This window comes from Buttiauxella gaviniae, from assembly GCF_040786275.1.
Classification (GTDB): Bacteria; Pseudomonadota; Gammaproteobacteria; order Enterobacterales; family Enterobacteriaceae; genus Buttiauxella; species Buttiauxella gaviniae_A.
The window spans coordinates 2,663,257-2,679,355 of the sequence record NZ_JBFMVT010000002.1 but is presented as its reverse complement, the minus strand read 5'-3'; the positions used below and the strand labels follow the sequence as shown (position 1 = coordinate 2,679,355).

The following is a 16,099-nucleotide window of genomic DNA, read 5'->3' as shown; positions in this document are numbered from 1 at the left end:
TGGTGTTACGCCAGAACCATTTTCGGTGCTTTGAACGCGAGCGGAAGTTCTGCGTCGTCCTGGAAGGTTGCCCATTCCCAGGCTTCCTGCTTCGCCAGAACCGCTTGAAGCAATTTGTTATTCAGTGCATGACCTGATTTATAGGCGGTAAACGCGCCGATAATGTTATGGCCGCACATGAACAAGTCGCCAATCGCGTCGAGCATTTTGTGACGAACGAATTCATCTTCAAAACGCAGACCGTCTTCGTTCAGTACGCGATAATCGTCAACAACGATGGCACAATCGAAGCTGCCGCCCAGGCACAAACCACGGGACTGCAGATATTCGATATCACGCATAAAACCGAAGGTACGAGCACGACTAATCTGGCGCATAAACGCGTCAGCAGAGAAGTTCATGCTGTAGCGTTGGGTGCTAGAATCGATCGCCGGATGGTTAAAGTCGATGGTGAAATCCAACGAGAAACCATTGTACGGCTTAAATTCAGCCCATTTATCGCCGTCTTCGACGCGAACTGTTTCTTTGACGCGCACAAATTTCTTCGCACAGTTTAATTCGTCAATGCCGGCATCAAGCAGCAGGTAGACGAACGGCGCTGCGCTACCGTCCATGATTGGGATTTCAGGGGCATTGACTTCAACAATAATGTTATCAATACCTAATCCCGCAAGGGCGGCGTTTAAATGCTCAACGGTAGAAATCCGCACATCGTGCTCGTTCACCAGGCAAGTACAGAGCATGGTATCACGCACAGATTTGGCATCTGCCGGAAAATCTACCGGAGGATTCAAGTCGGTGCGACGATAGATGACCCCGGTATTTGCCGGCGCAGGGCGTAGCGTCAGTGTGACTTTCTTGCCGGTATGTAAACCGACGCCAGTCGCCTGAACGATACGTTTAAGTGTCCTTTGTTTGATCATCGTATAATCTCGCCAAATTACCTATCCAACCGAAGTGTATATCACAATCGGTGGACCAGTTTAGCACAAAGAGCGAATATCCCCAACTTCCGGTTTATTCTTAATCAGCTTGCTTACGCAAAAATGCTGGAATATCCAGATAATCAGGCTCTTTCGTTGTTTGTGGCGTATTGTCATTCACAACTTTAGCGGCCGGTTTTTGCTCTTGCTGAAGCGGAGCCATGCCGTGCTGCTGGTAACGATCCATAACTGGCTGCTGAGTTTGCTTGTTGGTCACCAGGGTAATTTCTGGACGTTTGTCCATGCCAATACCGGTTGCAACAACGGTCACACGCAGTTCGTCGTTCATCTCTGGATCCAGAGAAGTACCGATAACGACAGTAGCGTTATCAGATGCGAACGCACGAATGGTGTTACCGACGGTTTCGAACTCATCCAGACGGAGATCAAAGCCAGCGGTGATGTTAACCAGAACGCCACGTGCGCCAGACAGATCGATATCTTCCAACAGTGGGCTGGAGATCGCCATTTCTGCTGCTTCTTCTGCACGGTCTTCACCACTTGCCACACCAGAGCCCATCATGGCATAACCCATTTCGGACATTACGGTGCGTACGTCAGCGAAGTCGACGTTCATCAGACCCGGACGGGTAATCAGCTCTGCGATACCCTGTACTGCGCCTTTCAGTACATCGTTTGCCGCGCCAAAAGCGTCCAACAAAGAAATACCACGGCCCAGCACTTTCAACAGTTTGTCGTTAGGGATAGTGATCAGCGAGTCAACATGCTTAGACAGTTCGGCAATACCCTGCTCCGCAAATGCCATGCGCTTCTTGCCTTCGAAGTTGAAAGGCTTAGTCACAACAGCGACGGTCAGAATACCCAGATCTTTTGCAACTTCTGCAACGACGGGTGCTGCACCTGTACCTGTACCGCCACCCATACCCGCGGCGATAAATACCATGTCTGCGCCTTCAAGGGCCGCACGTAACGCATCGCGGTCTTCTTCCGCAGCGGTACGCCCCACTTCAGGGTTAGCCCCAGCACCCAGACCTTTGGTAATACCATTACCAATCTGGATAGTCTGGCCTACAGCAGTTTTACGCAACGCCTGAGCGTCGGTATTCACTGCAAAGAATTCAACGCCTTCGATGCGCTCGCGCACCATGTGTTCAACGGCATTACCGCCGCCGCCACCGACGCCGATGACTTTAATCACCGCGTCGTTGGTCAGTTCCATAGGTTCAAACATAGTTTCTCTCCGTTTTGTGCCTGTCGCCTGAGACCGCTAATTTTGTCTGGTCTCTTATAAAAATTAAAACTCTTTTCTCAGCCAGCTATTGAATCGCTTAATCCATGAGCCGACAGAGGTTCGTTTTTCCACTTCTGCTTCACCACTGAGATGCGTTTCCTTCCCGTAGTGCAGCAGCCCGACTGCGGTGGAGTAATAAGACTCCTGGGCATAATCAGTCAGGCCAGTAATATTTAACGGTTGCCCGATACGCACTTGCGTATGGAACACGCGTTGCGCACAGGCTGCCAGCCCTTCGATTTGCGCCGCCCCGCCCGTTAGTACAATCCCCGCCGCAAGGTGGTGCTTCACACCCTGCTGGCGAAGTTGCTCTTGTAACTGCAAAATCTCTTCGTTTACCAGGTTCAACAGTTCGGTATAACGCGGCTCGATAACTTCAGCGAGTGTCTGGCGCTGCAGGCTGCGTGGCGGACGTCCACCTACGCTTGGCACCTCAACGTTTTCGTCTTTACCAACAATCGAACCCAACGCACAACCGTGACGCACTTTAATAGCTTCTGCGTCACTTGGCGGTGTGCCGAAGGCATAGGCGATATCACTGGTCACCACGTTCCCTGCATAAGGGATAACTTTGGTGTGGCGCAGCGCGCCGCCAGTGTAAACCGCGATATCCATAGTACCACCACCAACATCAACCACGCAGACCCCTAATTCACGCTCATCTTCGGTCAACACTGCGTAGCTTGCCGCAAGCCCTGCAAAGATCAGTTGGTCAACTTTGAGGCCACATCGTTCAACTGCTTTGACGATGTTTTTAGCCATATCGTTGTGGCAAGTAATCAAGTGCACCTTAGCCTGCATGCGCACACCCGATAAACCTACAGGATTTTTGATGCCTTCCTGGTAGTCAATTGCATATTCTTGCGGGATAACGTGCAAAACACGATGTTCGTCACGTACGCGTACTGATTTCGCGGTATGAACAACGTTCTCGACGTCTTCCTGCGTCACTTCTTCTTCAGAAATTGGCACCATGCCAATCTCGTTTTGACAGCTAATATGCTTACCTGACAGCGCAAGGTAGACCGAAGAGATCTGGCAATCAGCCATCAATTCGGCCTGGTCAATCGCGCGCTGAACGCATTTCACGACTGACTCGAGATCGTTTACGCCACCTTTGTCCATACCACGCGATGGGCAACTGCCCACGCCAATAATATTGACCATACCGTCAGGCAGAACTTCCCCTACTAAAGCGGCAACCTTTGCGGTACCGATCTCCAGTCCTACTACCAGTTTTCTGTCCGTCGCCTTGATCATTGTTATTCTGCCTGTGCCTGATTCTGTTGCTGATTAGGATTAGGTTCCTCTACGGGAGCAGGTTTCCACCCCACTGCCGCGCCTGAGTCATAACGCAGGTCGACATAGCTAATCATTTTATTGTCGGCCTGTTCTTGCTGTTGCAGAACGGGGTACAGTTCTACAAAGCGACTCAAGCGTTTCATCGTATCGCCCCGACCCAAGTTAAGCTTAATGCCGTTATTCAACGTTAATTGCCAGGAACGACGAGCGGTCATAGCCGCTTCTTTCAACGTAAATTTATCCTTTGCCAGCACATCGCCCATTGCGCGATAGCCCTGCAATACTTCACCTTCACTGCCTTCTGGCCCAGATAACATAGGTAAAGTCTGCTTTGCAGCACGCTCTGCTGGAACGCTAAACGAATTTCCTTGCGCATCAATCATATGCTGATCATTCCAGCGCGCGATGGGTACATATTCAACCAGATGAATCTTCAATTCGTCAGGCCACTGCTTTCTGACACTCGCCTGTTTAATCCAGGGCAGACGTTCAATTTGCTGCTGGATGATATTCACATCTTGGGTCATAAAGGTGCCTGGTGGCCCAAGTGCCAGAATTGACTGGCGAATATCATCGTTACGGGTGTAATGACGTTCACCTGTCACCACTAACTTAGATAGCGGCAGACGCTGTGCATCTTCCATCCAACCGACCACAATCCAGCCGCCGATAAATACCGTAAACAGCACCGCGCTCAGGAAAATTATCCCGGCCAGTCGCCCACCGTTACTGCGACGAGAACTGGTTTCTTCTTCTTCCTGGCGATTACGCGTATTCAGAGCTGCTTGCGACATATCAGTCTGCCAACTCCAGAATACGCACTACCAGTTGAGAAAATGTCATCCCGGCCTGACGAGCCGCCATTGGCACCAGGCTGTGGCTGGTCATACCTGGGGAAGTATTAACTTCCAGTAGATAAAACTGCCCGTCGCTATCCAACATGACGTCAACGCGTCCCCAACCACTGCAGCCTAATATTTGCCAGGCCTTAAGCACTAACGCCTGCAATTCCTGCTCGCGCTGCTCAACTAAACCGCTCGGACAGAAATACTCTGTTTCATCAGAGAGATACTTCGCCTCATAATCATAGAAAATTCCGGCGGGTTGTATGCGAATTGACGGTAATATTTCTTTACCTAGCATCGCAACAGTGTACTCAGGACCACTTAACCATTTCTCGATCAGTACTTCTTCGTCATGTTCGAAGGCCAGTTCAAGCGCGGCAGGCAGCGCTGCAACGTTATCAACCTTCGACATACCAACGCTTGAGCCTTCACGGCTTGGCTTAACGATAACCGGCAAACCTAAGCTTGCGATGCGTTCCACCGTGGTTGCGGAGATACCCGCCTCAACGTCACGGCGCGTTAACGCCACCCATGGTGCGACAGGTAAACCGGCTCCCTGCCACAGCAATTTAGTGCGCAACTTATCCATGGAGATAGCCGATGCCATCACGCCACTGCCGGTGTAAGGCAATTTCAGGAAATCCAGCAAACCTTGCAGAGTCCCGTCTTCACCACCGCGACCGTGTAGGGCAATAAATACTTTGTCAAAACCCTGAGCTTTCAGTTCAGTCACTGGCGTATTTTTCGGGTCGACTTCATGCGCATCAATGCCCGCTTCCCTGAGGCCTGCGATCACCGCAGCACCAGATTGCAGTGACACCTCACGTTCAGCAGAAGTTCCGCCCAGCAGGACCGCAATTTTATCAGCCATGGTGGTCTCCTTCCTTAGTGTTGGACTGCAACTTAAATTCAGCCAGGGTTCTGGCAACTTTGCCTACATTCCCTGCGCCCTGCACCAGGATGAGGTCATTTCCCGTCAACACTGGCGCTAAAATATCCGCAATTTGGCTCGCATCAGGGACCAGAATAGGGTCAACCTTTCCACGACCGCGAATGGTACGGCACAGTGAGCGGCTATCAGCCCCTGGAATCGCCGCTTCGCCAGCAGAATATACGTCCAGCATCAACAATGAATCGACCTGCGACAATACATTAGCGAAATCATCATATAAATCACGAGTTCGCGTGAAACGGTGCGGCTGGAAAATCATGACCAAATTTTTATCTGGCCAACCTGCACGCGCAGCTTTAATAGTGGCATCAACCTCAGTCGGATGGTGACCGTAGTCATCCACCAGCATGGCGCTGCCTTCTTTTCCATTTACCGGCGCGAGTGAGTACTCGCCCAGGAAATCAAAGCGACGCCCTGTTCCCTGGAAGCTTTCCAGCGCACGCAAAATATCAGCGTCATCAATGCCTTCTTCTGTCGCAACAGATACCGCTGCCGCTGCGTTTAACGCATTGTGGCGACCCGGTGCATTCAGCGTGACATGCAAAGCAGGTTTGTCCTGACGAACAATGGTGAAATGCCCTTGCGGACCTTTCTGCTGATAGTTTTCGACGCGCACATCTGCGTCTTCGCTAAAGCCATAAGTAGTAATTTTGCGACCTACGCGCGGCAGCAACTCACGGATAACCGGATCGTCCACACACATTACGGCCAGGCCATAAAACGGTAAGTTGTGCAGGAAGTTAATGAACGTCTGCTTTAAATTTTCGAAGTCGCCCTGGTAGGTATCCATATGGTCAGCTTCGATATTTGTCACCACGGACACCATCGGCTGGAGGTGTAGGAATGACGCGTCACTCTCATCAGCTTCAGCAATCAGGTAACGGCTGTGCCCCAAACGCGCATGCGTGCCTGCGGCTTTAACCAGACCGCCGTTAACAAAAGTCGGATCAAGACCCGCTTCGGCATAAATGCTGGAAACCATCGCCGTGGTCGTTGTTTTGCCATGCGTCCCGGCAATCGCGATGCCATGACGGAAACGCATCAGCTCAGCAAGCATTTCCGCACGGCGAATAACCGGAATACGCGCTTCGTGAGCGGCAACAATTTCCGGGTTATCCATAGAGATCGCGGTAGAAACCACGACGACGCTTGCATCAAGTACGTTTTCCGGACGATGGTTGAAATAAATCGTGGCGCCCAGCGCCGACAACTGTTGCGTGACCGGGTTCGGAGCCAGATCAGACCCACTGATCTGGTAACCTTCGTTAGCTAAAACTTCGGCAATACCGCCCATACCGGCGCCGCCGATGCCAACAAAGTGAATGTGCCGGACGCGACGCATCTCGGGCACGATAGAACGCAGTTTCGCCAGTTGTTGTGTATTCATTCTCTAACCTGCGGCGTCAAACGCCATTACTTCAAATATGCATGGGCAACACAGCCACCCACAATGATTACGCCAGTGCTGCGGCGCTCACTTCATTTGCTACCCGCTCTGTGGCATCAGGAATGGATACAGCACGCGCACGCTCGGCCATTGCCAGTAACGTCGCGCGGTCCCATCCGGCGAGAGTTTGGGTAACGGCATCCACAGTAAATTGTGGTTGCTCCAGTATTTTTGCCGCTCCAGCTTTTTCCAAAGGCAGCGCATTCCAGTATTGCTGCCGGTCTTTATGCTGGAAGGGAACAAACAGTGCAGGTAATCCTGCGGCCGCGACTTCACTGACGGTTAATGCACCGGAGCGACAAACCACGACATCAGCCCACGCATACGCGGCAGCCATATCATCAATAAATTCGGTCACTTTATGCTGAGGCTGAGCGGCTTCGGCATAGGCCTGACGCACAACCGCCTCGGCACCTTTACCACACTGGTGCCAAATAGTGACGCTATCGCCCAGGCGACCAGCCACTTGTGGCATCGTCTGGTTCAGCACGCGTGCGCCTTGAGAGCCACCCACCACTAAAATCCGCACCGGGCCTTCACGCCCTGCAAAACGCTCCTGCGGCAGCGGTAGAGCCAGCACATCAGTTCGCACCGGATTGCCCACTACATCAGCATTGGGGAATGCCCCAGGAAATGCCTGCATAACTTTTTTGGCAATCTTTGACAGCCATTTATTGGTCAGACCGGCAATACCATTCTGCTCATGCAACACCACGGGAATACCCAGTGACCAGGCCGCCAGACCGCCAGGGCCTGAAACATAACCGCCCATGCCCAGAACGACATCCGGGCGATAAGCTTTCATGATGGCCCGCGCCTGACGCCAGGCATTGAAAATACGCACCGGTGCCATGAGCATTGCTTTCAGGCCTTTTCCACGTAAGCCTGAAATACGAATAAAATCGATTTCAATCCCATGCTTAGGAACTAAGTCTGCTTCCATACGGTCGGCGGTTCCCAGCCAGCGTACTTGCCAGCCCTGAGCCATTAAGTGATGCGCTACTGCCAGACCCGGAAACACATGCCCGCCGGTCCCACCTGCCATCACCATTAACCGCCGGGTTTGATTACTCATTTCGCACCCTTCGTAAACGCCTGGGCTTTAGCCAGACGTGTTTCATAATCAATACGCAGCAATAACATGATTGCTGTGGACATAATCAACAGGCTTGAACCACCGTAACTGATCAGCGGTAATGTCAGACCTTTGGTCGGTAACATCCCCGCTGCTGCACCCACGTTCACCAGCGCCTGGAAACTAAACCAGACTCCGATTGAGCAGCCCAAAAAGCCTGCAAAACGCTGGTCCATTTCTAATGCACGTTTACCGATGGACATAGCACGAAAAGCCACGAAGAATACCATCAATAATGCCAGCACCACACCGATATATCCGAGCTCTTCTCCGATAATTGAGAAGATGAAGTCGGTATGGGCTTCCGGTAAATATTCGAGCTTTTGAACCGAGTTACCTAAACCCTGCCCCCACAATTCACCGCGGCCAAATGCCATCAGAGATTGTGTCAGCTGGTAGCCGCTGCCGAACGGGTCATCCCACGGATTCCAGAAAGACGTTACGCGGCGAATACGATACGGTTCGGCGAGGATAAGCAGAATAACCGCCGAAATCCCCATGCCGATAATTGCGAGGAACTGCCAGAGTTTAGCGCCCGCAAGGAACAGCATCGCAAGCGTGGTCACAAACAGCACAACAACCGTACCGAGGTCAGGCTGGGCCAGCAATAACACGGCCAGCACCAGAATCACGCCCATCGGTTTGAGGAAGCCACGCAGGTTATTACGCACCTCATCAACCTTACGAACCAGGTAGTTGGCGAGATAACAGAACAGCGACAGCTTGGTGAACTCAGCAGGCTGAATACGCAATGGACCAAAAGCAATCCAACGCGACGCACCGTTAACCGAACTCCCCACCACCAACACGACTAGCAGCATCACAATAGAGAGCAAGAGCATAGCGGTACTGTGGCGCTGCCAGAACTCCATTGGCAGACGTAATGTCACCATGGCTAATGCGAACGCCAGAACGATGTATAGCCCGTCACGTTTCGCAAACAGGAATGGGTCATTAGCAAGGCGCTGCCCAACGGGCATTGATGCGGATGTCACCATAATAAAGCCTACCGCAGCCAGGCCAAAGGTTAGCCATAACATGGTGCGGTCGTACATGACGATGTTATTGGAATCCGCTTCCCGGGAGCCCATCACCCAGCCTTTTAACGCCGATGCCAACCAGCTCAGGATGGCAAATCCAGGGATTCGAGGCATACGCAGGCGAGGGAGAGATAAGCGCATCAGCCAAGCTCCTTCGCGAGTAATGTGAATTGATCGCCACGCTGTTCGAAGTTTTTAAACTGATCCAGACTTGCGCAGGCTGGTGAAAGCAGAACCATGTCGCCCGGTTGAACGCGAGCCGCGATTAACGTCATCGCCTCAGCCATGGTTTCCGTTTGCTCGGCAATTTCGGGGCGCAACGCTGCAAGTTCAGCGCCATCACGGCCAAAGCAATAAAGACGAATCGCATCCCCTTGCAGATATTGTGCGAGCGCTGAGAAATCAGCAGATTTTCCGTCGCCGCCCAGCAATAGATGCAAGGTACCATCAACCTGCAAGCCATTTAGCGCCGCTTCGGTGCTGCCAACGTTCGTGGCTTTAGAATCATTAATCCAGCGTACGCCATTGCGTTCCAGAGCAAGCTGGAAGCGATGCGCAAGGCCAGTAAAGGTTGTGAGTGCTTTCAGGCTGCTGGAGCGAGGAAGTTTCACGGCATCGGCTAAAGCGAGTGCCGCAAGCGCATTGGTGTAGTTATGACGCCCCACCACCTTCATCTCTTTGGTGTTCAGCACTTTCTCGCCCTTCACGCGCAGCCAGGTTTCACCCTGTTGGCGATTAAGGTGGTAGTCGCCTACATCCACGCCAAAGCTGATGCAACGCTCGTCCGCTCCACGCACCGGCATGGTCAGCGCATCATCGGCATTCACTACACACATCGCCGCGTTTTCATAGACGCGAAGTTTAGCCGCGCGATACTGCTGCAGACCAAACGGATAACGATCCATATGGTCTTCAGTGACGTTGAGAATAGTCGCCGCCGCGGCTTTAAGGCTAAACGTGGTTTCCAGTTGGAAGCTGGATAACTCAAGCACGTAAAGCTCGCAGTTTTGCTCAAGCAGCATCAAGGCAGGCAAGCCGATGTTTCCACCCACGCCCACATTCACACCGGCCGCTTTCGCCATTTCACCCACTAGCGTGGTTACGGTACTTTTACCATTCGAGCCGGTAATCGCCACGATTGGCGCTTGCGCTTCGCGACAAAAGAGTTCGATATCGCCAATAATTTCAACGCCAGCCTCTGCCGCACGATTCAGTGCGGGATGGGCGACGGCGATACCAGGGCTGGCAATAATCAAGTCAGCCTCTAACAACCAGTCTTCATTGAGTGAGCCAGTATGTCGCTCCACCGCTTCTGGCAGTTTATCCAGACCCGGTGGCGAAATGCGGGTGTCCATAACACGCGGAGTGACACCGCGCGCTATAAAGAAATCCACGCAGGACAGGCCGGTAAGGCCTAATCCGATAATAACGACTTTTTTACCCTGGTAATCGGTCATAGTTAGCGCACCTTCAGGGTTGCCAGGCCAATCAGGACCAGCATCAGCGAAATAATCCAGAAGCGCACGATGACTCGCGGCTCCGGCCAACCTTTCAATTCATAATGGTGATGAATTGGGGCCATACGGAAAATACGCTGTCCGCGCAGTTTGAAGGAGCCAACTTGCAAAATGACAGACAGGGTTTCAACCACAAACACACCGCCCATAATCACTAGCAGGAATTCCTGACGCAGCAGCACGGCGATCGTGCCAAGCGCGCCGCCCAAAGCCAAAGAGCCCACATCGCCCATAAAGACTTGTGCTGGATAGGTGTTGAACCACAAGAACCCCAGCCCTGCGCCAACAATCGCCGTACAGACGATCACCAGTTCCCCGGCGTGACGCAGATAAGGAATATGCAGGTATTCCGCAAATTTAATGTTACCTGTAGCCCAGGCCACCAGCGCAAAACCAGACGCCACCAGCACGGTTGGCATAATCGCCAGGCCGTCGAGGCCATCCGTCAGGTTTACTGCGTTGCCGGTACCGACGATAACAAAGTACGCCAGCAGTACGTAGAACAAGCCAAGCTGAGGCATTACGTCTTTAAAGAACGGCACAACCAGCTCGGTAGCTGGTGTTCCTTTCCCTGCGCTGTACATCGTGAAGGCAACCGCCAACGCGATGACGGACATCCAGAAATATTTCCAGCGAGCAATCAGGCCCTTAGTGTCTTTGCGAACGACTTTACGATAATCATCAACAAAACCAATCGCCCCATAACCGACCAGCACGAACAAAACGCACCAGACATAAGGGTTAGAGGGATAAGCCCACATCAACACAGAAATGACGATAGACGTCAGGATCATAATCCCGCCCATCGTTGGGGTTCCGCGTTTGCTAAAGTGAGATTCCGGACCATCGTTACGCACAACCTGGCCGAAAGAGAGTTGCTGCAAACGAGCAATCATCCGCGGCCCCATCCACAGGGAAATGAACAGAGCTGTCAGCAGGCTGACGATGGCGCGAAACGTCAGATAAGAAAAGACGTTAAAGCCGGAATAATATTTGACCAAGTGCTCGGCCAGCCAAACTAACATGTTCCATTCTCCTGTAATGCGCGTACTACCTGTTCCATGGCGGCACTACGTGAACCCTTCACTAAAATAGTAATCATTGAATGCTCAGCGAGCAGCGCCTTCAGGCGCACGATCAAAGAAGGCTTATCGGTAAAATGTTCGCCCACTTCAGAGGCCTGACTGATTGTTTCGCTCAGCGTGCCTACGCTTAATACGCAATCAATGCCAGACGCTTTTGCTGCCTCACCAACCTGGCGATGGCATTCAACAGACTCCGCCCCCAACTCAGCCATATCCCCAACCACCATCACACGGAAACCAGGCATTTCAGACAGCACCTGCGCTGCGGCGGTCATCGACCCCACATTTGCGTTGTAGCTGTCATCCAGCAGAAGTTGATTTTCGGAAAGTTGAATCGGGAACAGACGGCCAGGCACAGCTTTAAGATCGGCAAGACCTGCTTTCACTGCTTCCAGGGAAGCACCCACGGCCATTGCAAGCGACGTTGCCGCCAGCGCATTAGCAATGTTATGGCGGCCAGGCAGTGGCAAAGTCACATCAATGTCGCCGACTGGCGTTTTGATGGTGAACTCGGTGCCATGCACGGTGATATGCACGTTGGTCGCTGTAAAATCACTCCCGGTTGCATTCGGGGAGAAGCGCCAGGTTTTGCGGTTGCCAATAACGTCCTGCCAGTTTAGCCAGTCATTATTGTCGGCATTCATAATCGCGATACCGTTAGCAGGCAGCCCCGCGAAAATCTCACCTTTTGCTTTCGCCACCCCCGCAAGAGAGCCGAAGCCTTCAAGGTGTGCTGCCGCCAGGTTATTCACCAGCGCAGCTTCTGGACGAGTCAGATTAACCGTCCAGGCGATTTCGCCTTGATGGTTCGCACCAAGCTCGATGACCGCATATTCATATTCTGGCGTCAGACGCAGCAACGTCATCGGCACGCCAATGTCGTTATTGAGATTTCCAGCGGTGTATAAGGTGTTACCGCACTCACGCAAAATCGCCGCCGTCATCTCTTTTACGGAGGTTTTGCCGGAAGAGCCGGTGAGCGCGACAATGCGCGTTGGCACTTGCTGGCGAACCCAGGCTGCGAGCTCACCGAATGCCTGGTGCGTATCTGCCACGACCAATTGCGGGACATTAACGTCCAGCTTACGGTTTACCAATAACGCCCCTGCCCCACCGTTCACCGCATCTTGTGCAAAATCGTGAGCGTCGAAACGCTCACCTTTCAATGCAACGAACAGGCAGCCTGGCGTAAGTTTGCGAGTATCGGTGGTGACATCAATAATATCGGCATCCGCACCGTGCAGTTCGCCTTGCAGGATAGTGGCAAGCTGGCTTAACGAGACGCGAATCATGCCACAACTCCTAACAGACGTGCGGCGGTTACGCGGTCGGAGTAATCCAGACGGCGCACACCAACAATTTGATAATCCTCGTGGCCTTTACCCGCCACCAGAACGACATCATTCTCTTTCGCCTGCATAATCGCGTTGGTCACGGCTTCGGCCCGGCCAGATACCACATAGGCGCGGCCAGCATCCAGCATGCCAACCAAAATATCGGCCACAATGGCTTTCGGCTCTTCGGTACGTGGGTTGTCATCAGTGACGACGACCACATCTGCGTATTGTTCTGCGATGCCGCCCATGATTGGGCGCTTGCCTTTATCACGGTCGCCGCCGCAGCCAAAGACGCACCACAGTTTGCCGCTGCAATGTAGACGAGCAGCTTGCAACGCTTTTTCCAGAGCATCAGGCGTGTGGGCATAATCCACCACCACCGTCGGTTTGCCCAGCGCTGTGAAAACTTCCATGCGACCGCAAACTGGTTGCAGGCTTGGTGCAGTTTTCAGCAGCTCTTCAAGCGGATAATCCAGCACCAACAAGGTCGCTAACGCGAGCAGCAAGTTGCTGACGTTAAAGGCGCCCATCAGGCGGCTTTCTATTTCACCATCGCCCCAGGAAGAGCTGAAGCGAACGGTTGCCCCGCCATCGTGATAATGCACGCTGGTTGCTTTCAACCAACGGCCACGACAACCAGGCTGTAAATTATCTTCCATCGTTACGGCAACGGCGTCAGGTAAACGCGCTAACCAGTTACGCCCCACCTCATCATCAGCATTGATGATGGCATGGCCGTAATCATGTTCGGAGAATAGCAACCATTTCGCGGCCTCGTAGCCCGCCATATCACCGTGATAATCAAGGTGATCGCGGCTGAGGTTGGTAAACACGCTGGCTGCAAATTTCAGAGCAGAAACGCGATGCTGAACCAGACCATGCGAAGAGACTTCCATCGCAGCAAAGCTCGCGCCCTGCTCAGCGAGGTTAGCAAGCACTTGCTGTACGTCGACGGCAGAACCGGTGGTGTTTTCAGTTGGTTTGACGTTTCCGAGCAGACCGTTCCCTACCGTGCCCATTACGGCACTGGTTTCACCTAATAATTGGCTCCATTGCGCCAACAATTGAGCGGTAGTCGTTTTACCGTTAGTGCCGGTCACGCCAACCAGGCGTAATGCACTGGAGGGTTCATGATAAAAACGCCCTGCCAGTGCAGAAAGACGTTGATGCAGTTGGCTAAGATAAATAACTGGCACGCCGTGCATTTCACGGATTTCGCCATCTGCTGCTTCGCCTTCAGCTTCAGCAACGACAGCGGCTACGCCTTGCGCTATTGCCTGCGGGATATATCGACGCCCGTCCGCCTGATGACCGACTATAGCTACAAAAAGGTCACCCGATGCCGCCACGCGACTATCGAGTGTCATTTCTCGCAGAGCCCGCGCGGGTACGTTTGGCACCCACGGAGCGAGAAGGTCGCGCAAATTACGATCTGCCACCTGATCCCTCATTTTGATTGATTACAAATTCACTTTTTTCACCTGTCGCCAGCGCATCTGGTTCGATATTCATGGTGCGCAGAACGCCGCCCATGATGGCTCCGAACACAGGTGCAGAGACGGCACCACCGTAATATTTCCCTGCTTGTGGGTCGTTAATGACCACAACCAGTGCAAATCGAGGATTACTGGCAGGTGCAACGCCTGCGGTGTAAGCAATGTATTTGTTAACGTATTTTCCGTCCGGCCCGACTTTTTTAGCCGTACCAGTCTTGATTGCAATACGGTAGCCTTTGATGGCTGCTTTAACGCCACCACCACCAGGCAATGCCACACTTTCCATCATATGAACGACGGTACGAACCAACTGCTCAGGGAAAATACGCTCACCTGGAACCGGCGGATCAACCTTCGTTATCGACAGCGGGCGATAGACGCCGTAGCTGCCAATTGTTGCGTAGACTCGCGCTAACTGTAACGGGGTTACCATTAGCCCGTAGCCGAAAGAGAAGGTGGCCCTCTCTATGTCAGACCACCGTTGTTTTTGCGGATATAAGCCACTGCGTTCTCCGACCAGCCCCAAGTTGGTCGCTTTTCCCAATCCAAAACGTGAGTAAGTATCTACTAACGCTGAGGAGGGCATCGCTAACGCCAGTTTAGAAACCCCGACGTTACTCGACTTCTGTAGCACCCCGGTAAGGGTCAATTCGCTGTAGCGCGCCACATCTTTGATCTCATGACCATTAATGCGGTACGGCACGGTATTCAGAACGGTATTTTCACGTACCACGCCACGTTGCAGCGCGGTCATAACAACCATCGGTTTAACAGTCGAACCCGGCTCGAAAACGTCCGTGATGGTACGGTTACGCATCACATCTTTTGCCGTGCCGTTCAGATTATTTGGGTTGTAGGATGGGCTATTTGCCATCGCTAAGACTTCGCCGGTGCTCACATCCACCAGCACCGCACTGCCCGATTCGGCTTTGTTGAAGGCGACGGCGTTGTTTAGCTCGCGATAAACCAGCGCCTGCAAACGTTCATCAATACTCAGCGCCAGGTTATGCGCCGCCTGACTGTCGGTTGAAGAGATATCTTCAATGACGCGCCCGAAGCGGTCTTTACGCACGATACGCTCACCTGGCTGGCCGGTAAGCCATTTGTCGAAGCTCTTTTCAACGCCCTCAATACCCTGGCTATCCACGTTAGTGAAACCAATAAGGTGAGCGGTTACTTCGCCAGACGGATAGTAACGACGTGACTCCTGGCGTAAGTGAATCCCAGGAAGTTTGAGTTTTTTGATGTAGTCGCCAATATCAGGGTTGACCTGGCGAGCCAGATAGATAAAGCGACCTTTCGGGTTGCTGTTAACGCGGGAAGCCAGTTGATCGAGTGGAATTTTCAGCGCATCGGCCAGCGCTTTCCAGCGGTTATCAAGCGTGATACCGCCTGCATCGTGAAGCTCTTTAGGGTCAGCCCAAATCGCATTCACCGGCACACTAACCGCCAGCGGACGCCCTGCTCTATCGCTAATCATGCCGCGGGAAGTTGAAACCTCCTGCACACGTAAAGAGCGCATATCACCCTGACGAACTAACATGTCCGGCGCGATGATTTGCAACCAGGCAACGCGCCCCAAAAGGAATACCAGCGCCAGCAAAATGCAACCGCAAAGCAACGCAAAACGCCAACTTACAAAGTTGGCCTGTTCTTCCTGGCGTTTCGGTTTAAGCGTTTTTGCCGCTGCTCTCATCTGTCACGCGAT

At 52.7% G+C, this 16,099-nt stretch carries 13 protein-coding genes; all 13 read right to left on the bottom strand.

Going from position 1 to position 16,099, the window contains the following annotated elements; all coding sequences use genetic code 11:
• Positions 1-5 precede the first annotated feature (5 nt).
• Positions 6-923 carry a UDP-3-O-acyl-N-acetylglucosamine deacetylase gene (gene lpxC / locus AB1E22_RS13080; protein WP_367595689.1) on the bottom strand — a complete coding sequence of 306 codons (918 nt, stop codon included), beginning with the start codon at positions 921-923 and terminating at the stop codon, positions 6-8.
• Positions 924-1,023: 100 nt separating this feature from the next.
• Entirely contained in the window at positions 1,024-2,175 is a 1,152-nt protein-coding gene (gene ftsZ, locus AB1E22_RS13075; RefSeq protein ID WP_034460939.1) for a cell division protein FtsZ, read from the bottom strand.
• A gap of 63 nt (positions 2,176-2,238) precedes the next feature.
• Entirely contained in the window at positions 2,239-3,495 is a 1,257-nt protein-coding gene (gene ftsA, locus AB1E22_RS13070) for a cell division protein FtsA (RefSeq protein WP_367595688.1), read from the bottom strand.
• A gap of 2 nt (positions 3,496-3,497) precedes the next feature.
• Positions 3,498-4,331 (bottom strand): cell division protein FtsQ, encoded by an 834-nt coding sequence (gene ftsQ, locus AB1E22_RS13065; protein ID WP_367595687.1) that lies wholly within the window; start codon positions 4,329-4,331, stop codon positions 3,498-3,500.
• 1 nt (position 4,332) lies between these two features.
• Complete coding sequence (locus AB1E22_RS13060) at positions 4,333-5,253, bottom strand: D-alanine--D-alanine ligase (protein WP_367595685.1); 921 nt, start codon at positions 5,251-5,253, stop codon at positions 4,333-4,335.
• A complete protein-coding gene (murC, locus tag AB1E22_RS13055) occupies positions 5,246-6,721 on the bottom strand; it encodes a UDP-N-acetylmuramate--L-alanine ligase (RefSeq protein WP_367595684.1) in 1,476 nt (491 codons plus the stop codon). Before murC ends, AB1E22_RS13060 begins: the two co-directional genes overlap by 8 nt.
• A gap of 67 nt (positions 6,722-6,788) precedes the next feature.
• Positions 6,789-7,856: an undecaprenyldiphospho-muramoylpentapeptide beta-N-acetylglucosaminyltransferase gene (murG, locus tag AB1E22_RS13050; protein ID WP_367595683.1), complete on the bottom strand. Its 1,068-nt coding sequence runs from the start codon at positions 7,854-7,856 to the stop codon at positions 6,789-6,791.
• Entirely contained in the window at positions 7,853-9,097 is a 1,245-nt protein-coding gene (gene ftsW / locus AB1E22_RS13045) for a cell division protein FtsW (RefSeq protein ID WP_367595682.1), read from the bottom strand. Before ftsW ends, murG begins: the two co-directional genes overlap by 4 nt.
• Entirely contained in the window at positions 9,097-10,413 is a 1,317-nt protein-coding gene (murD, locus tag AB1E22_RS13040) for a UDP-N-acetylmuramoyl-L-alanine--D-glutamate ligase (protein ID WP_367595681.1), read from the bottom strand. The genes ftsW and murD overlap by 1 nt, the downstream gene beginning before the upstream one ends.
• Before the next feature lie 2 nt (positions 10,414-10,415).
• Complete coding sequence (mraY, locus tag AB1E22_RS13035) at positions 10,416-11,498, bottom strand: phospho-N-acetylmuramoyl-pentapeptide-transferase (RefSeq protein WP_064556689.1); 1,083 nt, start codon at positions 11,496-11,498, stop codon at positions 10,416-10,418.
• Entirely contained in the window at positions 11,492-12,850 is a 1,359-nt protein-coding gene (gene murF, locus AB1E22_RS13030) for a UDP-N-acetylmuramoyl-tripeptide--D-alanyl-D-alanine ligase (protein ID WP_367595680.1), read from the bottom strand. The genes mraY and murF overlap by 7 nt, the downstream gene beginning before the upstream one ends.
• Positions 12,847-14,334: a UDP-N-acetylmuramoyl-L-alanyl-D-glutamate--2,6-diaminopimelate ligase gene (gene murE / locus AB1E22_RS13025; protein WP_367595679.1), complete on the bottom strand. Its 1,488-nt coding sequence runs from the start codon at positions 14,332-14,334 to the stop codon at positions 12,847-12,849. Before murE ends, murF begins: the two co-directional genes overlap by 4 nt.
• Positions 14,321-16,087 (bottom strand): peptidoglycan glycosyltransferase FtsI, encoded by a 1,767-nt coding sequence (locus AB1E22_RS13020; RefSeq protein ID WP_367595678.1) that lies wholly within the window; start codon positions 16,085-16,087, stop codon positions 14,321-14,323. The genes murE and AB1E22_RS13020 overlap by 14 nt, the downstream gene beginning before the upstream one ends.
• Positions 16,088-16,099: the final 12 nt, after the last annotated feature.